The sequence below is a fragment of the Streptomyces sp. NPDC091280 genome (assembly GCF_044768565.1).
GTDB lineage: Bacteria > Actinomycetota > Actinomycetes > Streptomycetales > Streptomycetaceae > Streptomyces.
The window spans coordinates 1-25199 of sequence record NZ_JBIVUZ010000007.1 but is presented as its reverse complement, the minus strand read 5'-3'; the positions used below and the strand labels follow the sequence as shown (position 1 = coordinate 25199).

Sequence of the window (25199 nt, the reverse complement as noted above, 5' to 3'; positions counted from 1 at the left end):
TCAGGACCGCTGCGCCAGCCGGTCCCGGACCAACGCGCCGATACGGTCCCGGTGTTCGAGGACGAAGAAGTGGCCGCCGCTGAAGGTGAGCACCTCCGTGGGACCGGTGGTGTGGTCCTGCCAGGCGTGTGCCTCGGCCGGGGTCACCTTCGGGTCGTCGGTTCCGACCAGGACCGTGACCGGCGTGTCGAGCGGCGCGCCCGGCCGGTGGCGGTACGTCTCGACGGCACGGTAGTCGGCGCGCAGCGCCGGCAGGATCAGCTCGACCAACTCCGGGTCGTCGAGCACCGCTTGAGGCGTCCCGCCCTGCCGGACCAACTCCGCCAACAGGTCCCGGTCGGCCGCGAGATGGAGCCGTTCGTCCCGAAGGGCGGACGGGGCCCGGCGCCCGGAGGCGAAGAACTCGGTGGGCGCCGTCCCGCTCCCGGCCCGGAGCAGCCGGGCCGTCTCGTACGCCACCAGGGCCCCCATGCTGTGCCCGAAGAAAGCCGTCGGCGTGTCCCACGAGGGCGCGAGGACGGCGGAGACGGCCTCGGCCAGCGTCTCGATGTCGGGGGCCGGCGCCTCCGCATGGCGTTCCTGGCGGCCCGGGTACTGCACGGCCACCACCTCCACCTGCGGATGGAGGAACGCGGAGAGCGAGAAGTAGAAGGCGGCCGACCCGCCGGCGTGCGGAAAGCACACCAGGCGGGCGGTCGCCTCCTGGGACGGATGGAAACGCCGGAGCCACAGTCCGGCGTCGAGGTCGGTCCTCATGTGCGTAAACCTTGTCCTTCCTGCGCCCGGTCGGACCGGGGGAGTGCGGCGAGCAGCTCACGGGTGTACGGATGGGCGGGGCGGTCGAAGATCTGTCCGACCTCGCCAGTCTCCACCAGCCGCCCGTCCTTCATGACGATCACCCGGTCACTGACGTGATGGATGACGCCGAGGTCGTGCGAGATGAACAGCAGAGCCACCCCCAACTCCCGCCGCAACTCGCCCAACAGGTCCAGAACCTGCGCCTGGATCGACACGTCGAGCGCGGAGACCGGCTCGTCGCACACGATCAGCCGGGGCCGGGTGGCCAACGCCCGCGCGATGGCGACGCGTTGCCGCTGACCGCCCGACAACTCCAGTGGGCGCCGCCTCCCGACGTCCGCCGACAGGCCGACCTGGCCGAGCAGTTCGGCGACCCGGGCCGACCGGACCCGGCCGCGCGGAACCCCGGCCCTGGCCACCGCCTCCGAGACGACACGGTCCACGCTGTGCCGCGGATCGAAGGAGCCCAGGGGATCCTGGTGGACGACCTGCATCCGGTGCCGCCGGGCCCGACGCTCCCGTTCGGGCAGCCCGCTCCACGGCTCGTCCTCGAACCGCACGGACCCCTCGTCCGGTTCCGTCAGCCCCAGCACGATGCGGGCCGCGGTCGTCTTCCCGGAGCCCGACTCGCCGACCAGGCCGAGCGTCTCGCCCTCGCCGATCCGGAAGGACACGTCGTCCACGGCGGTGTAGGAGCCGCCGTCCGGTGCCCGGAACCGCTTGGACACGCCCCGCACCTCCAGCAGGGCCGTGCCCCCGCTCCGTGCCGCAGCCGCAGCGGGTTCGGGCCCCCGCACCCTCGGCGCGGCCACGGTCACCGGTGTGCCGGGGTGCCAGCACAGCGCCACATGACCGTCCTCGCGGGGCGAGGGCAGTTCGCTACGACACCGGGCGTCGGCGGTCGCACAGCGAGCCGCGTACGGACAGCCGCCCGGTCCCGCGACCGTGCGCGTGCCCTGCTCCGGCGTCGGCACGGACAGCGCGCGCCCCTTGGAGCCGATGGTGGGCACAGCCGCCAACAGGGCCTGGGTATAAGGGTGTCGGGGATCCTTCAGCACGTCCCGCGCCGGGCCCTGCTCGACGACCAGACCGCCGTACATCACCGCGACCCGGTCGGCGAGCCTGGCCACCACGGACAGGTCGTGGCTGATGAGCAGCAGCGCGGTGCCCTCGCCCACCAGCCGGGCCAGCAGCGCGAGCACCTGGGCCTGCACGGTCACGTCCAGGGCCGTCGTCGGCTCGTCGGCCACCAGCAGCTCCGGCGCCCCGGACAGCGCCGACGCGATCAGGGCACGCTGGCGCAGGCCGCCGGACAGCTGGTGGGGATACTGCTCGGCCCGCCGGGCGGGGTCGGGGATCCCCGCGTCGGACAGCAGGGACAGGGTCCGCTCACGCGCCGCCCGGCCGGCCGCGAGGGAGTGCGTGCGCAGCGTCTCCCGCACCTCGGCGCCCACGGTGCGCAGCGGGTCCAGGGAGACCAGCGCGTCCTGGAGGACCAGGCCGATCCGGCGCCCCCGCACGGCACGCCACTGCCGCTCGGACAGGGCGGTGAGATCGAGACCGTCGAAGTCGAGGCGGCGCGCCCTGACGGTGGCGCGGGCGCCCGTGAGTCCCAGCAGGGTGCGGGCGGTGACGCTCTTGCCCGACCCGGACTCGCCGACCACGGCGAGGCACTCGCCCCGGCCGAGGGAGAGCGACACGTCCCGTACGGCCCGGACCGGTCCGCCGCGCCGGGTGCCGCGGAAGGTGACGTCGAGGCCCTCGACCCTCAGCAACGGCTCGGTGGTGTTCATCGGGAGGTCCTCCGGGTGAAGCGCTGCTGGACGAAACGGCCGACCACGTTCACGGCGATGACGGTGGTGGTGACGGCGGCTCCCGGGAACACCCCGAGCCACCACGCCGTCTGGAGGAAGTCGCGCCCGGCGGACAGCAGCGCGCCCCATTCCGGTGAGGGCGCGGCGGGGCCGAGGCCGAGGAAGCTCAGCCCGGACGCCGAGATCAGCGCGGTGCCGAAGCCGACGGTGGCCAGGGTCAGCAGGGGCGCCAGCGCGTTCGGCAGGACGTGCAGCAGCACGATCCGCCAGCGGGGCAGGCCGAGCGCCACCGCCGACTCGATGTACCCGGAACGCCGCACCACCAGCGCCTCCGCGCGCACCAGCCGGGCGTAGCCGGGGACGAAGGCGATGCCGATGGCGGTCATCACATTGACGGTGCCCGCGCCCAGGACGGCCACCACGAGCAGCGCCAGGAGCAGGGCCGGGAGGGCGAGCAGGATGTCGGCCAGCCGCATCAGCACCTGGTCGACGGCCCGCCCGCCCAGCGCCGCGGTCAGACCGACGACGGCCCCCGCGACCACCGCGATGACGGTCGAGCCGAACCCCAGCAGGAGGGAGGGCCGGGCTCCGTACAGCACCCGGGTGAACAGGTCGCGGCCCAGTTGGTCGGTGCCGAACCAGTGGGCGGAGTCGGGGCCTTGGAGGGCGGCGACGGGATCGGTCGTGGTGGCGGAGCCGTCCGTGAACAGTCCGGGCGCCAGCGCGACGGCCACGACGAACAGCAGGAGCACGCCCGCGATCAGGACCGACGGCGGAACGGCCGCCCGTCGGTCGGCCCACCGCCGCGACCGCACGGGGGCGGAGACGGGGGCGGGCCCGCCGGCGCCGAGTTCGGGAATCAGTGAACTGGCCATGGTTCAGGCGCTCCTGAGCCGCGGGTCGATGACGGGATACAGCAACTCCACCACGGTGGAGATGACGACGAACACGAACGCGGACAGCAGCACCACACCGATCACCACCGGCATGTCCTTGGCGGTCACCGCCTGGAGGACCAGTGAGCCGATGCCGGGCCGCCCGAAGACCGTCTCCACCAGGACGGCCCCGCCGATCAGGGAGCCGGTCAGCCACCCCGCCAGGGTCAGCAGCGGGATCGCGGAGTGCCGCAGCGCGTGCCGCAGCCGTACCGCCGTCTGACTCACGCCCCGGGAACGGGCCGTGACCACGAACGGCTGTTCCAGAGCCGCTTCCAGGCCCTCGCGCAGCACTTGCGCGAGCACCCCCGCCAGCGGGAGCGCCAGGGTGACGGCGGGCAGGACCAGCGAGGCGAAGCCGTCGGCCCCGGCCACCGGGAAGACCCGGAACCGGAAGGAGAAGACGGTCAGCAGCACGATCCCCACCCAGTACGACGGCGTGGAGGCCGCGACCAGCTCCCACACCGAGGCGACCGCCCGCAGCGCCGGCCGCCGCCCGGCCGTCGCCACCGCGGAGACCACCGCGAGGACGACGGCCAACAGTAGCCCGGCCGAGGCCAGTTGGACGGTCGGCAGCAGCTGATCCCCGATCAACGACCAGACCGGGCGCTGGAGTTGGTACGAGTCACCCAGGTCGCCCCGCAGCAGCCTGCCCAGGTAGTGCAGGTACTGCTCGAAGACGGGCCGGTCGAAGCCGTACTCACGGCGGATCTCGGCCCGTACGGCGGGGGAGCCCGCGTTGGAGGGCCCCAGCAGCACGGACACCGGGTCGCCGGGGATGAGCTGGAGGACGAGGAACGCCAGGGTCGCCGCTCCCGCCAGCACCGCCACCGCCGAACCCAGGCGCCGGGCGACCGCGCGTGCCAGGGCCGCCGTCACTTCGTCAGCCAGGCGTCGTAGTACGTCAGCCAGTTGCTCGCGTTGAAGGTGAGCCCCTTCACGTGGTCGGACTCGCCGACGAGCGAGACCTGCGTGTACAGCGGGACCACCAGCGCGAGGTCGATGGCGCGCTGCTGCACCTTCGCGTAGACGTCGGTGTGCACCTTCTCGTCCAGCGTCGCCCGGCCCTCGTCGGTCCACTGGTCGAGGTCGGTGTCCTTGACGAACGTGGCGTTGATGCCGCCCTTGGCGGGCGCGCTGCCGGAGTTGAGGAACAGCCACAGCACGTCCGGGCTGAACCGCGGCCAGCTGAGGTCGACGAAGTTCGCCTTGCCGCCGTACACCTCGGTGTTGTAGGTGCCCAGGTCGAGGCTCGGGTGCTTGACCTCGACGCCGATCTTCTTGAGGTCCGCCTGGATGGCCTGGGCGAGGACGTCACGGCCCTCACGGGTCGCCTGGATGGACAGCAGCGGCCAGTTCACCGTGAGCCGCTTGCCGTTCTTGGTCCGGTAGCCCTGCGCGTCCCGCCCGGTCCAGCCGGCCTGGTCGAGCAGCTTCGCGGACAGCTTCGGGTCGTAGGGCCAACTGCCTTCGAGGGACTTGTCGTAGTCGGGGGTGGTGGGGCTGATGGGGCTCCAGGCGCGGGGGTACTGCCCGAACGTGACGGTCTTGACGTCCTGGTCGATGTCGATGCCCCGCTGGATCGCCTTGCGCACCCGCTGGTCGTCGAGGGGGGCCAGGGAGCCGTTGAGCCACAGGTTGTAGTTGCCGCCGGGCGCCTGCCGGGAGATCAGGTCGAACCCGGGCGTCGCCTTCACCGTCGTGACGCTCTGCGGCGGGATCGCCTTGGCGACCTGGACCTGACCGCTGGTCAGCGCGCCCGAGCGCACCGAGGCGGTGGGCAGGAAGCGGATGACCAGCTTGTCGAGGTAGGCGGGTCCGGTGTGCTTCGCCGTCGACGGCGCCCACGCGTACTTCGGGTTGCGGGTCAGGGTCGCCGACTGGCCCTTGGTGTAGCTGCTGAAGACGAAGGGACCTGAGCCGACGTCGGCGGGGCCGCCCGCGGCGAACTTGCCGGCGTTCGCCGCGATGGCCTTGGGGGAGTAGAAGCCCAGGTAGGTGGTGCTGGCGGCCTGGAGGAAGGGCGCGAACGGCTTGGCGAAGGTGACCTTCGCCGTGTACGGGTCGACGACCTGCGTGCCCGTGTACGGGCCGAGCAGGCTCACCGCGTACAGCGACTTCGTCGACTTGGCGACGATGTGGTCGAAGTTGGCCTTCACGGCGGACGCGTCGAAACGGGTGCCGTCGCTGAAGGTGACGTCCTTGCGCAGATGGAAGGTGTAGCTCTTGTAGTCGTCGGAGACCTCCCACTTGGTGGCGAGCCACGGATGGAACTTCCCGGAGGAGTCCTGCGAGACCAGTGAGTCGAACACCTGGCGCTGGATCTCCGCGGTGATGTCCTGGGTGCTCGCGTGGATGTCCCAGGAGACCGGCTCGGTGTCGACGGCGGCGGTCAGGGTCCCACCCTGGACCGGCTTGCCGGAACCCGAGGCGCCGGCGGAGTCACCGCCCGACGAGCAGGCGGTGACAAGGAGGAGACCGCTCACCGTCACCGCGAACGGACGGACGAGTCTGGACAGGGACGCGCGCATGGTGGAACCCCCGGCAGGAGTGGAACTCGGCAGTGGAAGGGGCGTGGGGGGAGCGGACGTGAAGGGAAGGGGACGCGGTGGTTCAGTCACCGGGTGCCTCCGCCGCGAGGGCCGTCGCACCGACGACCGGCAGGATGGCGTCCTCACCGGGAGCGTGGACGCCGACCGACTGGATGTCGCGGAAGTGCCGTTCCAGCGCCTCGCCCTGGGCGAGGCCCGGATTGCCGAGCAGTTCGAGTCCCTTGCGGACGGCGGTGGTGAGATGGCGTACGACGACGACCTTGGAGGCCAGCGCGTCGACACCGCGCACGGGCTCACCGCGATCGACCCGGGCCGCCACGCCGAAGATCAGCTGCTCGGCGGTGGTGAGCAGGATCTCGATCTCGCCCGCCGCCCGTTTGAAGCGGCCGGTCGTGGCCACCGGGCGGCCCAGCGCGGCGGGCACCCGCTCGTGTGCGAACCGGTGCACCTCGCTCTGCGCGGCGCGCGCCACGCCCAGATAGATGGCGGACGAGAGGAGGAGCAGCACGCTGCCGGGCAGCGTTCCCTCGGGCGGTTCGGCGCCTGGGAGGGCGAGTTCGTGGACGTACTCGGCGGGGATCTCGACGTCGGTGAACACCACCTCGTGACTGCCGGTCGCGCGCATGCCCAACTGGCGCCAGGTGGGCACGATCTCGATGCCGGGGGTGTCGGCCGGGACGATGAAGTTGCCGACGCGGGGCGAGAGTTCGTCGGTCGCGGCCCACACCAGGAAGTAGCTGAGCCCTTCCGAGCCGGTGACGTAGCGCTTCCTGCCGTCGATCGACCAGCCCGTCGCGGTCCGCCGGGCCGTGGTCGCGGGTATCGGGCCCCGGGTGGAGGACCCCAACTCCGGTTCCGCGCGGGCATGGTTGAGCAGCGTGGGCCGTACGGCGGACTCGGCCAGGACCCGCTCGTACAGCTCCTGCGGCCACGGGCTCCGCGTCTGGAGCAGATGCGGGACGATCGTCATCCCGGCGATCAGCGCGGTCGACGGGTCGCCTCGGCCGAGCGCCAGCAGGATCTTCGTGATCTGGGTGAAGGACGCTCCGGGACCGCCATACCGGGCGTCCACCCCCGCGGTCAACAACCCTGCCTCATGCACCAGTTGGATCGAGGAGTGCGGGAACGCCCCGGTGCGGTCGTACTCGGCGGCGGCCACCGCGAGCGACGCGCTCACCTCGTCCAGGCGGCCGAGGTCGAGGGACAAGGGCCGGCTCTCGGTGGCGGAACTCATGCGCCCCTCGCGGGGGTGAGGAGGGAACGAGTGGTGATCATGAGCATGGTCCTTGTCCTCGGGCATGGGTAGCCGTACGGCTACCAGGGGTGAGCCGGTGGTGGCAGCGGAGAGTGGTACCGCGCGTCGAAGTCGCGCTGTCGGCGTGCTGCGGGGCGGATCGGCGAAGAGCCGTATCAGGGCGTGGAGTTGCCGTCGGCGGTCAGGCCGATGAGACGGCGCTCAGCGGAGCCGAGCGGTGCGGCGGTGCCGAGCGGTGCGACGTGCGGGTCGGTTCAGCGACAGCCGGTCGACTTGACCCGGCCGAAGTCCACGACTCGGCACTGGGTCAGACGGTTCGTCAGGTGACCGCGGTGTCCATGGCGGCACGCGACGTCACAGGCCGTACCCCGGCGGGACTCCGTCGCAATCACAGGCCTGAACATGCCTCTGAGCATGAAGGACGAGGGCACTCTGCGTCCAATGCCGAATACTGATCGCCACCGATCGCACCAGGCGATCGGTGGGCGTGCCGATCATGACCTGCGGATTCCTGCCGCGGTACTGGTGGTTCACAGGTGCGGCGTCGCCATCCTTGATCCCGTCCCCGGGCGGGTGTTCCCTGTTCGGATCATCAAGTGGGGAAGCGAGATGCCTCTGGGGCGTGCGCCGCGTCCGTGGACCTCATGCGGTGTTCTTCCGGCCGGTGGACAGGAAGCTCCCGTGAGTCCGGTCCGGATCGGCTCAGATCAGTCCGGCCCTGATGGCGTAGGACACCGCGTGCGGGCGGCTGCGTACGCCGAGGCGCTTCATCGCTCCGTACAGGACGTACTTCACCGTGCGCTCGGAGTAGGAGAGTTCCGTCGCGATCTCACTGATCTGCCTGCCTTCGGCGATCAGCCCCAGAACGGCGAGTTCGCGAGGACTCATCTTCGAGGCGGTACGGCTCCGGGCGGACACGCCGGGTGACTCGGCTGCCGAGGTCTGCGGTTCGGGTCCTGGCAGCCCGCTCTGAAAGACGGGCAGGAGGCCGCTGTCACGCTCGACCGCCGTGTGCACGGCGGCGGCCAGATCCCGCGCGGTGCACCGTCCCCGCCGCAGGACGGCGCGGACGCCTCGTTGGTGCGCCACGGACACGTCGGCGTCCCATGCCCTCACCAGCAGCAGGAAGCAGGCGTCCGGCCTGTGGCAGACGGCGGGCAGCAGACCGAGGACGGAGTCGTCCGCCGTGTCCATCGCCATGACGACCGCATCGGCTTCCCGTGCCCTGGTCCACGGGACCTCGTGCAGCCGCGCATCGAGGGTCAGGAAGTCGGCGAGGGCGGCGCGCTCAAGAGGGTCGAGCGAGTAGACGGCCACGCCCACCGATTTCGTGAGTGCGTGCTCAGGCATAGGTCTTCCCCCGAGGAAGGTCCTGGACAGGTTCGAGCCGATGGTGCCAGCCGTGAAACCGGCCGGCCGTCGCGTGAGGTCGCTCATCGATAACCACAGGGAAACCTGGGGCGAATGGAGGTGCGCACGGCCGCGATTCGATCGCCTGGCGCGGCACGCCTACGGCGCGTGGGTGGGTGCGGTTTTCACGGAGGTGGCCGACCGCCGTCAGGTACTACACCTTCACCGAGGCGAGCGGAACGGGCGCCGACACGTGCGGTCGGCCGTCACCGTGCGCCTTGTCTGGCGGCCGGCACCGATCCGAGCCCCGCCAGGTTTCCGTTGAGCCAAGAGGCGGCCAGTTCCGAGCGGGAGCGGCATCCGGTGCGTTGGAACAGCCGCGTCAGCCGCTGCTCCACGGTCTTCACACTGCAGTTCAACCGGGCCGCCATCTGCCGGTTGGTCGCGCCCTGACTGACCATGTCGGCCAGCCTGACATCCGTTTCGTGCCATGCGGCCTTGGCCGTGCGTGGCTTCGGCAGCGAGACGTTCTTCTTCTTGGCCGTGTTCGCCACGGCCGCGCGGATGGCAGGGCCGACCCCGACGATGTGCCCCTTGCGCGTGAACTCGGTCAGCCAGCGCGCGGGCTCGTCGGTGACATTCGCCAGGCTCATGACGCAGAGCAGACCCAGGTAGACGTCACCTCGGGCGTCCACCAGCCGCCGGGCTTCCAGCGCGCTGTCCGCGTCGGCGTACACGATGCCTCGGGCAAGGAGGACCGCCTCGTACGCCATGGGGGAGGCCATCCGTCCGTGCAGTTTCTCCAGCTCGTCCAACGACTCGCGCGCGATGCCCGGCAGGTTCCTCGACATGGCGGACATCAGGATGCGCACGAGCACTCTCTCGATGCCCGCCGAGAGACCGTTTAGTCCGGCCCTGCGCACCTCCTGCCACGCCTGCTCCAAGGCCTGCTCCTTCGAGCCGGTCAAGAAGCGCAACTTCAGCCGCACCGACGCGAAGTGGGGATGAGCGAAGGTGCCGGGCACTCGCTCCAGCCACGCGGTGGCCCGCTGTGTCTGCCCGCGTATGCAGTGGATCTCGGACGCCAGCGCCCGGGCCGCCTGCACGGCTCCCGCCGGACTGCCGGACCTGCCGTGTGCCTCCAGCCGACGGGCCGACGCCAAGGCCGCGTCCCAGTCACCCGCCAGGTAGTGACGCACCATCGCTTGATATCCGGCGGCCGGACTGTTCCCCGCCCCGGTGTACCGGGATCCCAGCACCGCCGCCAGCGCCCCGGCCAGGTCACCGTAGGCGGCAGCGTTCCGCAGTCGGTCAAGTGCCTCGGTGCTGACGCAGCCCTGCGGCAGAGCCCTGGACGCCCGGTGGAAACCGACGTCGTCTCCCACCGCGGCGGCCAGCAGACGTACCTCCGCCGAAGACGGCAGGGGCCCGGAGCCGGACACCGGATCCGCCGCTCCGGACACCATCGGGTCGGTGCCCGGTAACGGTTCCTGCGGTAGGGGTGCTGCCCCGAACAAGGGGCCCAGCGAAGCCAGTTCGGCCGCTGCGGGGACCTGGCGCAGGATCTCCAGGTCATCGGGACCGGCGTCGTCGGCGTACGGGGAACGGTGCTCGTGGAGTGCCGCAAGCGCCCAGACTCGCGCGACGAATTCCAGGTCGGTCCGGTCCTCCTCGGTGGATGCCGTCTTCAGGCATGCGCGCAGGGGTGCACCGAGGGCGAGGGCGCCCGAGTGATCGGCGTGCCGCAGGCTCAGTTCCGCGGATCTGCGGAGAGTTCCGACGGTCCGTGGATCGTCCGGTGCCAGACGCCGAAGCGCCAGGGCGTAGCCCCGGACCGACCGGGACCAGTCGGCCCCGGCGCCTCTGCGGGCCGCCGCGAGCAGCACGGGCACCGCCAGCGAGTCGTCCAGCCGTGACCCGGCCGCCGCCACGTGATCGATCAGCCGGGGGTGACCTGCCCCGGTCTTTCCGGCTCCGAGGCGGTCGATCACCGTCGTCGTGATCCGGGCGTGGAACGGCGACTTGTCGTTGTCGGTGCCGAGGAACAGCGTGCACAAGGACGCCGCGAGCGCCGGGACCGCGAAGGACGTCCTGCCGTCCCGGCCCAGGGTCACCACCCGCTCCCTGACCAGCCGGTCCAGTGTGCGTTCGATGGCGCTGTCCGCCGCCGCGGTATGCGGCATCAGCCGGAACCAGTCGTCGAGCCGCACATCGGCACGCACCGCGATCCGGGCCAGTCCGGCCGCCACCTCGAAGGTGAGCGCGTCCGGTGGAGTGGTCGGCCAGCACAGATCGCCCAGCTCCGCCAGGTCGGTGGTGAGGCGCAGGTCCGGCTCGGGTCCGGCGAAGCCGAGGTGGCCGTCGAGTTCGAGGAGTTCGTCGCGTTCGCTCAGGGAGTCGAGCACCGACAGCACGGCCCGGGGATTGCCGGCCAGTGGGCCCAGAGCGCTCAGTACCGTTGAGACCAGTGCTGGTTCGACGTTGCAGCCGAACCGTCGTACGGCAAGCGCCTCGATGTCGGCAGGGGTCAGTGGCCGGAGCCGGAGGACCCGGTCGGCGGCGGCCGATACGGCTTCCCCGCCGTCCCTCGTGCTCATCGGCCTGCCGGCCAGCACCACCGGTACCCCGAGCGGCCGGAACATCCGTAACAACACCCACAAGGCCGAGGCCGTGGGCCGGGGCAGTCGTTCGATGCCGTCTGCGACCAGCGCGAAGGGCCTGTGCCGGGCCACGTCCGTGAGCAGTCTCCCGAGGGTGGACAGCAGCGCCAGCTCCGCGTCGCCGCCCGCCGAGCGCTGCCTTGCCCGCTGAGCCTCCGCCCCGACCGCCGGGAGCCGCCCCGGGTGTATCCGGCGCAGCCCGCCCAGAAGCGCGTCGGCCAGCGCGGACCCTCCGACCGTCCCCCCGTCGCCGCACGCCAGCGAGAGAATCCTGAAGCCTTGGGCGATGGCGGCCCGCTGAGCTTGTTCCAGCAGGGCGGTCTTGCCGGTTCCGGCCGCTCCGGTGATCAACAGCGTCCGCGCGGAGGCGCCCGTCGAGCACAACGTCCTTGCCACGTCACGGACTTCGTCATCTCTGCCGATGACCGGTCCATGATCGTGCATGACATTTCCTCCGTACGGCCGACTCCGTTCATGACGATAATGGACCACGGCTTGCCACATCCCGGGAGCGCTTACGGTCGGAGAGGGCCGCTGCGCCAGGGTGTCGATCGCCGGACACATGTCATCTACGAGAGCACGATCGAGCATGACTGATCAGTCCATGTCCGCCTGGTTGGTTCGTGGTGGCACGACCGCGATCATCCATCGATCCGCCGACGAACTGGTGGGACGCCAGCGGGAGTTGCACGAGATCCACGACTTCCTGCACGACCCGGACGGACCGCGCGCGGTGCTCGTCCGCGGTGAACGCGGCTCCGGGCGAAGCGCGTTGCTGCGCCTCGTGGGCGAACGCCTGCGGGCCGAAGGGACCACCGTCCTCACGGCGGTCTGCGTGAACGGCGACGGCGACCGGCCGCTGCTCTTCGCACTGCGGCTGGTGATGGCACTGGAGCGGCAGCGGCCCACCGCGCTGCGGCAGGGTTCGCCGGGGCACCTCGTCGCGGAGGCCGTCCACGCGGCCGACCGGCGCGACCGTAAGGCCATGGCGTCGTTGCTCACCGCCGCCCTGACCCGGTCCGGAGCCACGCCCGTGGTCGTGACCGTCGACGACGCCCAGCACGCCGACGCCGACTCACTGGACGTGCTCGGCGAGGTCGCCCCGGCGGCCGAGCCCCACGTCGGGCTGCTGCTCGCCACCACGTGTTCTGCGGGGCCGTGCAGGACGCGAAGGGGCGATGAAACCGGCGAGACCTGCGAGACCGGTGAGGCCGCGTTGGAACGGCTCGGGCGGGTCCCGTGGGCCCGTACGGTCCTCCTGCCCAGGCTCGGTCCGGACGAGACGATCGCCATGGTGGTCCGGAGGCTGCGGGCCGCGCCCGACACCGGCCTCGCCAGGCGGATCCACCCGTTGACCCGAGGGGTTCCCGGCGCGATCGACGCGCTGCTCGCGGAGTGGACACGGCAAGAGGCCATCAGAGTGGCCGACGGGCACGCATTCCTGGCCGCAGGTACACCAACTCCCGTTCTCCCGGACGACGATCGGTTCGTCACGGCGCTGGACACGCTGGGCGAACCGTGCGGGACGGTGGCCGCCGCCTTGAGCGTCCTGTGGCCGCTGGGCCGGGCGGTTCCCGACCTGGTCGCCTCATCGACGGGGCTGGCACCCGACGCCGTCGTCGACAGCATCCGTGACCTGGTGGAGGCCGAGGTCCTCGACGAACTGCCCGACGCCGACGGCTCCGGGACCAGGGGCTGGACGTTCCGCGTCCCGCTGACCGAGCACACCGTCCGGGAACGGATGGGGCCGCTGCGCGGCCGGGTGTCCACCGCCGCGGTCGAAGTCCTCTGGGCGGCCCGGGACGCCGCGGAGGCCACGCCCCACCGCGACCCGCTCCCGGAACTGCTCGACGAGGCGGACCACACGACCTACCTGCCGGAACGGATCGTGGACGCGGGCAGTCTCGTCGACCGCGAGCGCGCGATCCACGAACTGACGGTCGCCGCGGACGGCCTGCGCCGCGGTCTGACGGAGCGCACGGGGCTCCGCTGGCTCCAGGCCGCCGCGCATCTCGCCGTGGACCCCGCCGTCGGCGTGGAGGTCCTGCGCTTGTACGCCAGAGCCGCTTACCGCGTGGGTGACTACACGACCGCACGCCGCATCGGGGAATCGCTGCTGCCCAACACCGCCGGTACCCTCACCGCACTGGAGTTGCAGGAGGCGGCCTGCCTCGTCGTCGCGACGGCCTGCAACAACGAGGACTGGCAAGCCCTCTCGCGCATGGCCGAAGCGCGGTGGTGGGACGAACTGCCCCTGCCGACCGAGGCCGCCGTGGCCGGCCAGGTCCTCGCCCTCTGCCGGCTGGCGAGGTGGCCGGAGGCGGTCGAGCTGTGCGACAGGACGGCCGAAGAGTGGGGCGCAGACGTCCACGCCCGCGCGGCGATCGAGCTGTTCCGGTCCTCCGCGGAATGCGCGATCGGCCGACCGGAGCGGCTCATGAGCCTTCTGGCCCCCTACGAATTGACCGACGTGCCACCCGACAAGGCATACACGCACAGCCTCTCTCATTTCGACAGGATGCTGAACTGCTCCGACCTGACCACGGCCGAGAGACTGCTGGCCGCGTCGGGTATTCCCGCCGACACGCTGCCACCCGTCAACCGGTTCCTCTGGAACCACCTCCGCGGGCGGTGGGAGGAGGCGTTGGAGTCGGCGCGGCGCATGCTGGCGGAGAACCAGGTCGTCATACCGACGGCGGACCACTGGCTGCTTCCCGCGCGAACTGCGGCCATTCTCCTGGCCCGTGGCCGCCCCACGAGCGCGGGTCGCCTCATCAACAGCGTGCGGGTCAATGGCGAGGGACCGCCCGAATACGCCCTGGACGGCGCCGAGGCGGAAGTGCTCCGGACGCTCGGGGACCTGGCCGGCGCCGAGGAGAGGCTGCGACGGGCACTGACGGTGGCCGACGCCCGCGGACAGATCCAGGGAACCGAGGAACTCTGGGCACCGCTCGCCGAACTGCTCGTACAGACGGGGCGTGGCGTCGAGGCGGCCGAGTGCCTGGAACAGCTGGATCAGGTCGCGGACAGGATGGGCGGCGGAAGGCCGCAGCTGCTGTCCCTGCTCGCGTCGGCCAGGGTCCTGCGGCAGACCGGTCCCACGGCGCACGGCACCGTGCGGGAGCGACTGCGCGACGCGGTGGAACTGGCCCGGCTCAGAGAGCAGCCGTTCGAGACGGCGGTCGCTTTCCTCACCGCCGCGGAACTCGACCCGGACCAGGACGGACTGTTGCACGAGGCGTACGAACTGTTCGGCGTGACCGGTGCCGCTCTCTGGCGGTTCCGCACCCGGAACGCCTTGCGCGAGGCCGGACTCTCCGTCCCCGGACGCAAGCAGGCCACCGCAGAGAGCGAGCATTTGCTGGCGACATTGATCGCCGAAGGACTCAGCAACCGCCAGATCGCGACCGTTCTACGACTGAGCGAGGACGCGGTGGCCAACCGTCTGACGCGGCTGTTCGTCCGCACCGGACTGAAGTCCCGTACCGAGGTCGTCACCGCCGTGCTCACCGGGTGGCACTGACTGCTTAGGCGGGCCGCCACCCAGTGGTCCTCACTCTCGCCGAGCACGGGAATTCCGGGCTCGGCACGCGGACATCGTCGATGTCGTCGGCTCCAAAAGCGCACAATACGGGCGAGTTGGAGGAGGGTGACGGACCGGTACGGGACTTCAGTCCGGTGCGGTTCTCTCAGCGGGGCACAGCGCCCTCCCGGACGACGGCGAGCAGACGGAGTACGTCGCCTCCTGTGTTCGCGGCCGCGTCGGCGATCGCGTTGACGAGCAGGAGCAGTTCGCCGATCGGGATGTCGGCGCGCGCGGACCCGGCCGTCACGGCGGGGCGCAGGAGTGCCTCGCCGGTCTCCTGGAGGAGGGCGAAGGACTCGCCCTGGGACGTCGCGGTGGCGGCCCCGCCGCGGATCAGCTTCGACAGAGCGTCGTCGGCGGCGCAGTGGACCGCGACGCGTTCGAGCCAGTGCCACAGGGCATCGGCTCCCGGAACGGTCACCGCGATTTCGCGGCCCTCGTCGCACAGCCGGATGACGTCGTCCAGGAACACGGCGTCGAGCAGCGACTGACGGCTGGGGAAGCGGCGGTGCAGCGTCGCCGATCCCACCTTGGCCAGGCGCGCGATCTCCTCCAGGGAAGCGGCGGCGCCGTCCCGCCGGAACACCGCGCCCGCTGCCGTGATGATCGCGGCACGATTGCGTGCCGCGTCCGCCCGCAGTTCGCCGGGGTTCTCGGAACTCACGCTGTCATCGCACCTGTCGTGGTCGGTGAAGGGGGGGAGCAGCACGGTGGTGTGCTTTGTCCGCCCATCGTATCGATCCCTCGTCGGCAGGGCCTCGGCCGTGGTTGCAGGTGGAAGTGAGCCCCCTCTAGCATAAGTGGGGTGCCACCCCACTTGATGGAATGTCAGGGCGGTGTCAGCGCGGTGCGCCCGGAACCATCCCGGCGGTCATTCCGAGAACGGAGCTTTCAGTGACTCTTGCCCATGTAGCGCGTGCCGGTCAGGAACAGCGGCTGGCGTGGCTTGCCGGAAGCGTTCACCACATCACGCTCGACGCGGCGGCCACCGAGGGCCGCCTCACCGCCATACGTTCCACCATGCGCGCCGGCACGGCGTCGCCGGTACATCTGCACGAGCACGAGGACGAGACCGTGTTCGTCCTTTCTGGCACCGGAGTCTTCTGGGCCGGGGACCAGCGCTGGGAACTGTCGTCGGGAGACACCGCCTTCCTGCCCCGTGGTCTTCCGCACACCTACCTGTTCACCTCCGACACCGCCGAACTCCTCACGGTGTGCAACCCCGCCGGCATGGAGGAGTTCTTCCGGGCCGCGGGATGGGACCTGGCGAATCCGATGCCGGAGGACTGGGCCGTCGACCTGAAGTCGCTCGGGAAGATCGGCGCTGCGGCGGGCCAGGTGGTGCTGGGCCCGCCGCTCGGCCCCGAGGACGCCATGCCTGACCGGTACCTGCACCGCGACTGAACCCACCGCTCGCGAGTCCGGCAGTGTGTTCAACGGGCGAGCGGGACCAGGATCCGTCCGCGCGGGCCTGTGTTCACCGCGTCGAGCATCGAGGCCGCCACGGTGGCCTTGGTGATGCCGGCCGGGAAGATCCGTCGCGGCAGCCGGTCGAGGGTCACGCTCCGCCGGGTGGTGCTGGCGGGTCCGTTGGACATCGGGCCGACGTGCAGGACCGTGCCGCCCGCGGCGAGGATCGCCTCGTCCGCGCTCGTCTTGTCGTCGAGTTCGGTGCGGAGGAACACGTTGAGGAGGGTGCGCGTCAGCCACCCGGCGGCGATGGCCGACTGCCCGGTGCCCAGGGCGCCGACGGACACGATCCGGGCCGGCGCCGCCGCCGCGATGGCCCGGGCGCCGGCGGAGAGCACGCCGGGCTTCTCCCCTTCGCCCGCACCGAGGGCGGACAGCACCGTCTCGCTCCCGTCCAGCGCCTCGGCTATCGCCTTCGGGTCCAGGACGTCGGCGGCCACGCGGGTCAGCCGGGACGAGTCCGGCAGTGCGATGCGGTCGGGGTGCCGGCAGATGGCCACCACGTCCTCGCCGCGTTCGAGGGCCTGCCGGGTCAGCTCGGTGCCGACGCCGCCGGAGGCGCCCAGGACGGTCAACGTCATGACGACAGCACCTTCCCGTTCGGCGCCTTCGCCCCGAGAGGCGGCAGTGCGACGTACGAAGTCATGGTCTGTTCCTTCGACTTGAGGTCATCTCCGTGTGGGCCGGCGACCACAGTCAAAGGCCGACAGGAGAATGAATCAAATGCAACTAAATCAATCGAGGATTGACTCAGATGCATTTGTCGGGGTCGTGGGAACACGCATTTCTACGTCGGGTGCCTGCTCCGTGCACCGGTCGCGGTCGGTACGCGCTGGACGCATCGCGGATCGTCGCAACACCGGTTGCCCGGACGGGCGTTCGCCAAGTCTGCCCTTCTGTACACACGCCCGCAGGAACCGGCGGACGCACGCGGGCCTCCTCTGGTGCGAGAGCGCGTCGAGCACACAAGTGCGAGCGCCCGAACGAGCCGTGCCCCGGATCGGACACGGCTCCGGTTCCGGAGGAAACCATGCCTGGACAAGTCCTACGAGCCTGCCTCGCCGCGGCCGTCGTGGCGAGCCTCGTCGGCCTCACCACCGGAGCGTCGGCCTCGCCCGCGACCTCGGCCACAGCGCCGACGTCGGCCAAGGGCGCGGCCGGTGTCGGCGACGCGAAGCTCACCGGCGCCGCCGCCTCGACCGCGCACCACGGCGTCACCCTGATCACCGGCGACCGCGTCGTGCTGGACGCCAAGGGCGAGGTCGTCGGCGTACGGGCGGCCAAGGGCCGCGAGCACGTACCGTTCGAGACCCGCAGCGCCGGCGGGCACACGCTCGTCATCCCGGCGGACGCCGCCCGCATGATCGCCCAAGGCACCCTGGACCAGCGGCTGTTCGACGTCACCGAGCTGAACAGTGCGGCGACCCGCAGGGACCAGCGGTCCGGCCTCAGAGTGATCGTCGGCTACCGGGGCAGCGCCGCCACGGCCGCCAGAACCGAGGTGCGTGACGTGTCCTCGCTGCGCCGCAGCCTCACCTCGCTGCACGCCGACGCCGTGCAGACCCCGGTGCGGCGGGCCGCGGGGCTGTGGAAGGCCCTCACGGACGGGGACCGGGCCGCCTCAGGCGTCGCGCACGTCTGGCTCGACGCGGTACGGGTGGCCGCCGCCGACCCGAACGTCACGCAGATCGGCGCGCCCACCGCCTGGAAAGCGGGCTACACCGGCAAGGGCGTCAAGATCGCCGTACTGGACACCGGGATCGACACACAGCACCCGGACCTCAAGGGCCAGGTCGTCGCGTCCAAGAACTTCTCCACCTCGCCCGACCTCAAGGACCGCATCGGCCACGGCACCCATGTCGCGTCCATCGCCGCAGGCACCGGCGCCGGTGCGCGGGGCAAGTACACCGGGGTCGCGCCGGGCGCGAAGATCCTCGACGGCAAGGTGCTCGGCGACGACGGCTCGGGGGACGACTCGTCGATCATCGCGGGCATGGACTGGGCCGCCGAAGAGGGCGCCGACATCGTCAACCTGAGCCTGGGCAGCACCGATCTGCCCGGCTCCGACCCGCTGGAGAACGAACTCGACAAGCTCTCGGAACAGCGGGGCATCCTCTTCGTCGTCGCGGCCGGCAACGAGGGCGAGGAGGGAGAGCGGACCGTGGACTCTCCCGGCAGCGCGCCCGACGCGCTGACCGTCGGCGCGGTCGACGGCAAGGACAAGTTGGCGTACTTCTCCAGCCTCGGCCCCACGGCCGACAACGCCCTCAAGCCCGATGTCACCGCTCCGGGCGTGGACATCACCGCCGCGGCGGCCCCCGGCAGCGAGGTCGTCAAGGAGAACGGCGAGAAGCCCGCGGGCTATGTGACGCTGTCCGGTACGTCGATGGCCACCCCGCATGTTGCCGGCGCTGCCGCGATCCTCAAACAGGAGCATCCCGACTGGACGTTCGCCCGGCTCAAGGCGGCCCTCATGGGTTCCGCGAAGAGCGGCGCGTACTCCGCGTACCAGCAGGGCGCGGGCCGAATCCAGGTCGACAAGGCCATCGGGCAGACCGTGCTGGCCGATCCGCCGTCGCTGGACTTCGGTGTGCAGCGGTGGCCGCACACCGACGACCGGCCGGTCACCAAGCAGTTGACGTACCGCAACACCGGCGACAAGGACCTCACCCTCACCCTGTCCGCCTCGGCCACCGGGCCGAGCGGCGGGTCCGCGCCCGCCGGCTTCCTCACCCTGGACGCCACCACGCTGACCGTCCCGGCGGGTGGCACGGCCGAAGTCGGCGTGACGGTGGACGCGCGGCTGGGCGGCACGGCCGACGGCGACTACTCGGGCTATGTCACGGCCACCGGCGGGGGCCGGACGGTCCGTACCGCGATGGGCACGATCCGCGAGACGCAGTCGTACGACCTCACTCTGAAGTACGTGGACCGAGCCGGGCCGGCCCCGGTGCACCTGATCACCCTGAACGGCTACGACGGTCTCGCCAACGGCCAGGACTACACCGCGGAGACCACCGGCGACACCACGACACTGCGGGTCCCGAAGGGCACCTATCTGCTCGACTCGCTCAACGCGGCGGACCCCGCCACCGGCAAGGGCGGCGTCGACTGGCTCATCCAGCCGCGGCTGAACGTCACCAAGGACACCACGGTCACCGTCGACCTGAACTCCACCACCCCGAACACCATCACCGTGCCGGACCGGTCGGCCGAACCGGTGTACGCGTCCGTCCAGTACGACTACGCGTCCGCCGGTCGCTCCCGCCTCGCCCTGACCTCGTTCGCGGGGCTGCGCATCGGACGGATCGGCCCGGCGGTGTCGGCCGCCGACCTCGCCGAGACCTGGTACGGCCAGTGGACGGCCGGGCCCGGCGCCGAGTACGACATCATCGCCGGCGCCCCGGTGACCGGGATGCACGGGCTGACCCGCCACTACAAGGCGTCCGACCTCGCCACCGTCAAGCTCGGCCTGGGCAGTTCGAAGGCCGGGAAGTACGGCACGGTCACGCTCTTCGCCGAGACCCCCGACGGCCGTGAGACCGGCGACGCGATGCCGCAGAAGCTTCCGGGAGTACGCACTCTGCACCTGTCCGCCAAGGACGCGTACTGGGCGCCGGCCCTGGACCAGTACCCGGACAAGGCCGGCGCGGACAGTCAACTGGGCAGCGAGACACGGTACTTCTTCGACCAGGAGCAGACCTTCAAGGGGGGCCGCACCTACCGGATCACCCTCGACGGCGCCGTCGTCGAGCCGTACGTCGGCCCGGACTGGGGGATCATCCGGCAGGGCGACGAGATCACCGCGGACATCCCGGTCTTCGCCGACGGCGACCACCACCCGGGCTCGCCCGCGACGTTCGCCTCGGTGCGGACGACGCTCTACCGCAACGGCAGGAAGTTCGCCTCCAACAGCAACCCGCTGCTCGGCGGGGCGTCCTTCAAGGTCCCGGCGGGCAGGGCCGCGTACCGGCTGGCCACCTCGATCCGACGCACCGCGGCCGTGACCAAGGCGTCCTCGCGGATCGACGCGAGCTGGACCTTCACCTCCAAGAAGGCCGACTACGCCGACCTTCCGGTGTCCACGCTCGACATCGGCGCCAGGACCGACCTGTCCAGCCTCGTCCCGGCCGGCCTCTGGACGAGCGTCCCCGTCACCGTCGAGGGCTCGGCGTCCGGCGGCCACCTCAAGTCCCTCGCGGTGTACGTCTCTTACGACGGCGGCAAGCGGTGGACCAGGCTCGCCGTCAGGCACGGCCGGATCATCGCGCGCAACCCTTCCAAGGGACATGCCATCTCGTTCAAGTACCGCATCACCGACAAGCAGGGCAACGTCTCAGCGGTGACGGTCCTCAACGCCTACTTCGGCAAGTAGCCGCCCCTGCAAAGGCCCGGGTGTCGTCGACTACGTGAACCACGGCAGGGAACGGGGACTTGGCCCGCTCCCTGCCACCTCGCCCACCTCGTGATGCTCGGTATCGGCCCGTACGAGAATCACCAGGTCGTCAGGAGCCGTGGACCGGTCTCGTGACCTGTGATGACTCGGCGCGGACGGGCGCGGGATATGCGCGCAGGTCGGCGGGGATCTCTCCGGCGCGGCCCACATCCTTCAGGTACATCGCCCGGAGCACTGGGGCCAGTGTCGAGACGATGTGCTCGTCGGCGGTGTCGCGCCATTCGTGGTGGGCGCGGTCCAGGCAGTCCCGTATTCGGCGCGGGTCCGGTGCGGGTGCGGATCCGTGGAATCGGGCCGCGTTCAACCACAGTTGGGCGGCGAGGCCGTGATTCCCGGCGATGCGGGCGACCTCGGCACGTACCTCGATCCAGTGCGTGGCTTCGGGAGACTTGGCGCCGTGGATCCGGACGGCCCGGGTCTCCAAGTCGCGTATGGCGGCTTCGACTTCCGCGAAGCGGCCCGCGTGCGCTTGCCGCCGCAGGTAGGTGTAGACGTCGCTCCCCGGTGCTTGGTGCAGGGCGAGGAGGGGATGTTGGGGGAACGTGACGGGTAGGCGTGTCGCGCCGGTGGCGTCGGACAGGGGAGGTGTGCGTCGCGCATCCGCGACCACGACCACGGTCACCCCGGCCATGATCATGATCAGGCCCGGCCAGGTGGTCGCGGCAGGCAGCTGGCCGAGCCAGAGCCAGCCCACGAGCGCGGCCACGGGTGCCTCCAGCAGCAGAAAGACGCTCACCATCGTGGCGGGCGCCCGGCCGAGTGCGAAGTTGAGTGAGAAGAGACCGAGTAACTGGGGGAATATGAGGAGCCCGAGCAAGGCGAGCCAGGTCCCGCCGTCGAAGGTGAACAGCGGGGTCCGGGCGAGGAGACAGACGACCAGCAGCTCCACGGTGCACACCGCGGAACACAGCACCGAATACACCGGTGTGCTGACATCCGGGCGGGCCTGCTCGCTCAGCGCCGTGTAACCGGCCAGCGCGCACGCGCCCGTGAGGGCGAGGATGTCGCCGACGACGGCTTCGGTGCCCGACCGGCCGTCCATGCCACTGGCGATCACCGCGCCCATGACGGAGACGACAAGACCTGCCCAGGTCGCGCGCGGCAGCCGCAGGCCCTGGAACGTCGAGATGAGGGCTTGCCAGATGGGCTGGGTGGCGACCAGCGCCGTCGCCATGGCCACACTGGTCATGCGTGTGCTGGGCATGAAAGTGGCGAAGTGGGCCGCCAGGGCCGTACCCGCGAGAATTCCGAAGAGCGCTCCGCGCCGTTGTTCTCGCCGCACCAGGAAACGCTCCTTTCGGAACACCTTTCCGAACTCTCGTCGGCGGATCAGCGCGACAGCCGGCCCGAGGGTGAGGAACCCCAGTGCGTTGCGGCCCAGTGCCAGGGCGAGGACGGGGCCCGTGGCGAACGCCGTCAACGGCGCGGTCGCCGAGAACGCGCAGACCGTCACGAGGACGGCTGTGACGGACAGAGTGTCGAGTCTTGTGCGCACGACAGGTGGATCCTTCTGGGTGAGCTGTTCTGACATGGGGGGGGCGGCGGGGCAGGGCCTGGTGGCCCGCGGAACCGAAGGAGCCGACGCGGAAGTCGTATGAGGAGACGGATGGTTACGAGGGCAGCGCAAGGCGCGGCCGACGCGCCGTGGATATCCCGCTGCGAAAGCGAAGCGGCGTATTTCGGGCAGCCTCGCTGAACGCATTCATCGGCCGTCGTCCCGGCCGCCATCATATGGATCGCGGTGGCCGAGATCAGCCGGGCATGTCGGTCCTGAAAGAGATACTCGGGCACGCCCCGGTCACGGCAGGAAACGAATGGGCGTGTCAAGTGAAGCTCTACAACCGGCGGTTGTCGTGCGGTATGTGCTGGAGCAATCCGTCACCTCAAGGGAACTCGGGCCGTGACCAGGGCGCGGATACCGATGGTGCCACCGTGAATGCCGGTTGTTCCGAAGGTGCCCTTCCAGCTCTTCAACCACAGGGAAAACTGGTGCGAGTTACGGCACGGTGCGACTCCGGGGCGGAGGGGATCCGAGGCGAAGGTGATTCGGCGAGCGGCGATCAGGCTAGCCGTCAGCGGGCGAGGATCGCGGCGGCGCCCGCTGCGGCACGCGCGACGTCCGCGAGGAACTCGAAGTCCAGGGTCTCGATCGTGTCGGATTCCCGGTGGTAGTGCTGGTTGCGCAGATTGGCCGTGTCGGTCACGAGCAGGCCCTTGCGCCGACTGCGCCAATAGGGCAGATGGTCGCTACGACTCGCGTCCTTGAGCAGGCCGCCGATCCGCCGGACGGAGAACACCCGAAGACCACGCGCGCACTGGGCCGCGCCTTGGGTGAACGCGTCGGCGTAGGACGTGGACCGCAGGTCGGCGACGACGGTGATGAAGTCGCCGACGCGAGGAGGCGAGAACAGTAACGGGACGCGCAGGGGCGTCTGTTGCGATGCGGGTGCGGTCGTCCGAAAGCCGATCATTTCCAGGGAGATGAGACCGTCGACCGACCCTTTGTCGAGCCGCTCGACGTGGGCGAAGCTGCCGAGCAGCCCGGATTCCTCCTCCGCGAAACAGCAGAACCTGATACCGCGCGGGAACGGGCCGGCCGCCTGTAGACAGCGCGCGATCTCCAACAGGCCCGCTATTCCGCTCGCGTTGTCATCGGCACCCGGACTGCCCGGAACGGTGTCCCAGTGGGCTCCGATCTCCAGAAGCGGAAGGTCGGCTCGCTGCCCGGGGAGCGTCGCGAGCACATTCGTCTGGTGCCGCCCTACGCCGTAACGCTCCTCCACGGTCTTGTAGCCGAACGATGCGAGGCAATCCGTGAGATGGGCGAGAGTGGCGTCGACGGCCGCGGGACGATGGGCGTCTCGCGGTCCGAGAGAGGTGAGTTGCCGAACATGCTCGGCTGCCGATTCGGCCGTGATGGTTGCGACCGCGTCGCGGACGGATTCGTGCAGTCGGAACCTGCGTGTCGACAGCGGCATGTGAACTACGCCTTTCTGGAACGTCCTTGACCCGGAAGAAGTATCTGCCTGGCCGGAAGGTCGGCGCGGTCCTAAGCCCCGTACAGAAAGGACGTGGTTACTGAGCTTGAACTCGGGTTGTCGTAGCCGCTGACAGGGCTTGATCCTCGCGGTACGCCGTCTCTTATGAGGTATGCGCAGGGTGGCGGTCTGTCGGATGAGCGCCGGCAGTTCCGCGAGGGGATCCGGTTGAGGGCGGCCGAGCGGTTCGCTGCGGGTGAACCGAGTTCGGTGATCGCGAAGGAGTTACGCGTCAGCGTCCGGTCGGTGCAGCGGTGGCGCAGGTCCTGGGACAAGGGCGGCCTGCGGGCTCTGCGGTCGGCGGGTTCGGCATCGCCACCGCGGCTGAGTGAGGCCCAGTTCGCCCAGCTGGAGGCGGAGTTGGCCAAGGGGCCCCTCGCGCACGGCTGGCCGGACCAGCGGTGGACGCTGTCGAGGATCAAGACCGTGATCGGCCGCCGGTTCCACAAGAGCTACACCCTGCAAGGGGTGCGCAAGCTGCTGATCCGGCACGGCTTCTCCTGCCAGATCCCGGCCAGACGCGCCGTCGAACGCGATGAGGAGGCGATCTGCGGCTGGGTGAAGGAGACCTGGCCGCACGTGGAAGCACCGCGGCGGCGCTCGACGCCTGGATCGTCTTCGAGGACGAGTCCGGCTTCTCGATGACGCCGCCGACCGCCCGCACCTGGGCCCGTCGCGGGCAGACCCCCGTCATCCGGGTCCGCGGCCGCTCCCGCCGCCGCATCTCTATAGCCGCGCTGACCTGCTACAAGCCGGGCGAACGCTCCCGGCTGATCTACCGGCCGCGCCGCGACGACGGCCGGCGCGACGGCCGCAAGAGCTTCGCCTGGACCGACTACCGCGACCTGCTCATCACCGCGCATCAGCAGCTCGGCGCACCGATCGTGCTCGTCTGGGACAACCTCAACGTCCATCTCGCATACGGAATGCGGCAGTTCATCGCCCGGCAGGACTGGCTGACCGTCTACCAGCTGCCCTCCTACGCACCCGACCTCAACCCCGTCGAGGGCATCTGGTCCCTCTTACGGCGAGGCTGGCTGTCCAACACCGCCTTCACCACCCCCGAACACCTCATCCAGACCATCCGCCACGGGATGAGGAAGATCCAGTACCGGCCTCACCTCATCGACGGATGCCTCGCCGGAACCGGCCTACCCCTCACCCCAACGACATCATGAGTTCAAGTTCAGTAGAGGGCGTCTGAAAAGCCTCTCAGCGGGCTGATCTTGCGAGGCGGCGCACGAGGAGCATGGCCATGGTGAGGTAGATGGCGTTCTCCGAGCAG

General features: G+C 70.5%; 17 protein-coding genes. 5 read left to right on the top strand and 12 right to left on the bottom strand.

The genetic code is table 11. The features are described 5' to 3' along the window. The 8 genes from ACIQPR_RS21490 to ACIQPR_RS21455 form a co-directional block, all read right to left on the bottom strand. Window positions 1-756 (bottom strand): thioesterase II family protein, encoded by a 756-nt coding sequence (locus ACIQPR_RS21490; protein WP_403650682.1) that lies wholly within the window; start codon window positions 754-756, stop codon window positions 1-3. After that, the gene (locus tag ACIQPR_RS21485) at window positions 753-2591 is read right to left on the bottom strand and encodes a dipeptide ABC transporter ATP-binding protein (RefSeq protein WP_403650680.1); all 1839 of its coding nucleotides are present in this window, start codon (window positions 2589-2591) and stop codon (window positions 753-755) included. Before ACIQPR_RS21485 ends, ACIQPR_RS21490 begins: the two co-directional genes overlap by 4 nt. Then, entirely contained in the window at window positions 2588-3487 is a 900-nt protein-coding gene (locus ACIQPR_RS21480) for an ABC transporter permease (protein WP_403650678.1), read from the bottom strand. The genes ACIQPR_RS21485 and ACIQPR_RS21480 overlap by 4 nt, the downstream gene beginning before the upstream one ends. A 3-nt stretch (window positions 3488-3490) precedes the next feature. Continuing rightward, window positions 3491-4426, bottom strand: a complete 936-nt coding sequence (locus ACIQPR_RS21475; RefSeq protein WP_403650676.1) for an ABC transporter permease — start codon at window positions 4424-4426, stop codon at window positions 3491-3493. Next, complete coding sequence (locus ACIQPR_RS21470) at window positions 4423-6078, bottom strand: ABC transporter substrate-binding protein (RefSeq protein WP_403650674.1); 1656 nt, start codon at window positions 6076-6078, stop codon at window positions 4423-4425. Before ACIQPR_RS21470 ends, ACIQPR_RS21475 begins: the two co-directional genes overlap by 4 nt. An 82-nt stretch (window positions 6079-6160) precedes the next feature. Further along, a complete protein-coding gene (locus ACIQPR_RS21465; protein WP_403650672.1) occupies window positions 6161-7333 on the bottom strand; it encodes an acyl-CoA dehydrogenase family protein in 1173 nt (390 codons plus the stop codon). A 723-nt stretch (window positions 7334-8056) separates the two neighbouring features. Continuing rightward, window positions 8057-8704: a LuxR C-terminal-related transcriptional regulator gene (locus tag ACIQPR_RS21460; RefSeq protein WP_403650670.1), complete on the bottom strand. Its 648-nt coding sequence runs from the start codon at window positions 8702-8704 to the stop codon at window positions 8057-8059. A 266-nt stretch (window positions 8705-8970) separates the two neighbouring features. Beyond that, window positions 8971-11808, bottom strand: a complete 2838-nt coding sequence (locus ACIQPR_RS21455; protein ID WP_403650668.1) for an AAA family ATPase — start codon at window positions 11806-11808, stop codon at window positions 8971-8973. Window positions 11809-11953: 145 nt separating this feature from the next. Between ACIQPR_RS21455 and ACIQPR_RS21450 the strand changes: the two genes are divergently transcribed. Further along, entirely contained in the window at window positions 11954-14887 is a 2934-nt protein-coding gene (locus tag ACIQPR_RS21450; RefSeq protein WP_403650666.1) for an AAA family ATPase, read from the top strand. A 166-nt stretch (window positions 14888-15053) separates the two neighbouring features. Here the strand turns inward: ACIQPR_RS21450 and ACIQPR_RS21445 are convergent, their stop codons facing one another. Beyond that, entirely contained in the window at window positions 15054-15614 is a 561-nt protein-coding gene (locus ACIQPR_RS21445; protein WP_403650664.1) for a TetR/AcrR family transcriptional regulator, read from the bottom strand. Between the two features lie 230 nt (window positions 15615-15844). On the opposite strand from ACIQPR_RS21445, the gene ACIQPR_RS21440 reads away from it, so the two are divergent. Further along, window positions 15845-16354: a cupin domain-containing protein gene (locus tag ACIQPR_RS21440; protein WP_403650662.1), complete on the top strand. Its 510-nt coding sequence runs from the start codon at window positions 15845-15847 to the stop codon at window positions 16352-16354. A 29-nt stretch (window positions 16355-16383) separates the two neighbouring features. On the opposite strand, the gene ACIQPR_RS21435 is transcribed toward ACIQPR_RS21440, so the two are convergent. After that, entirely contained in the window at window positions 16384-17001 is a 618-nt protein-coding gene (locus tag ACIQPR_RS21435) for an NAD(P)-dependent oxidoreductase (protein ID WP_403650660.1), read from the bottom strand. Between the two features lie 449 nt (window positions 17002-17450). Here ACIQPR_RS21435 and ACIQPR_RS21430 point away from each other — a divergent pair, with 449 nt between their 5' ends. Next, window positions 17451-20795, top strand: a complete 3345-nt coding sequence (locus ACIQPR_RS21430; protein ID WP_403650658.1) for a S8 family serine peptidase — start codon at window positions 17451-17453, stop codon at window positions 20793-20795. A 130-nt stretch (window positions 20796-20925) separates the two neighbouring features. On the opposite strand, the gene ACIQPR_RS21425 is transcribed toward ACIQPR_RS21430, so the two are convergent. Both ACIQPR_RS21425 and ACIQPR_RS21420 read right to left on the bottom strand, forming a co-directional pair. After that, window positions 20926-22371 (bottom strand): DMT family transporter, encoded by a 1446-nt coding sequence (locus tag ACIQPR_RS21425; RefSeq protein ID WP_403650656.1) that lies wholly within the window; start codon window positions 22369-22371, stop codon window positions 20926-20928. A gap of 577 nt (window positions 22372-22948) precedes the next feature. Next, window positions 22949-23854 (bottom strand): M20/M25/M40 family metallo-hydrolase, encoded by a 906-nt coding sequence (locus tag ACIQPR_RS21420; RefSeq protein ID WP_403650654.1) that lies wholly within the window; start codon window positions 23852-23854, stop codon window positions 22949-22951. A 165-nt stretch (window positions 23855-24019) separates the two neighbouring features. On the opposite strand from ACIQPR_RS21420, the gene ACIQPR_RS21415 reads away from it, so the two are divergent. Further along, complete coding sequence (locus ACIQPR_RS21415) at window positions 24020-24559, top strand: winged helix-turn-helix domain-containing protein (protein ID WP_403650653.1); 540 nt, start codon at window positions 24020-24022, stop codon at window positions 24557-24559. Continuing rightward, window positions 24556-25092: a transposase gene (locus tag ACIQPR_RS21410; protein ID WP_403650651.1), complete on the top strand. Its 537-nt coding sequence runs from the start codon at window positions 24556-24558 to the stop codon at window positions 25090-25092. Before ACIQPR_RS21415 ends, ACIQPR_RS21410 begins: the two co-directional genes overlap by 4 nt. The last annotated feature ends 107 nt before the right edge of the window (window positions 25093-25199 follow it).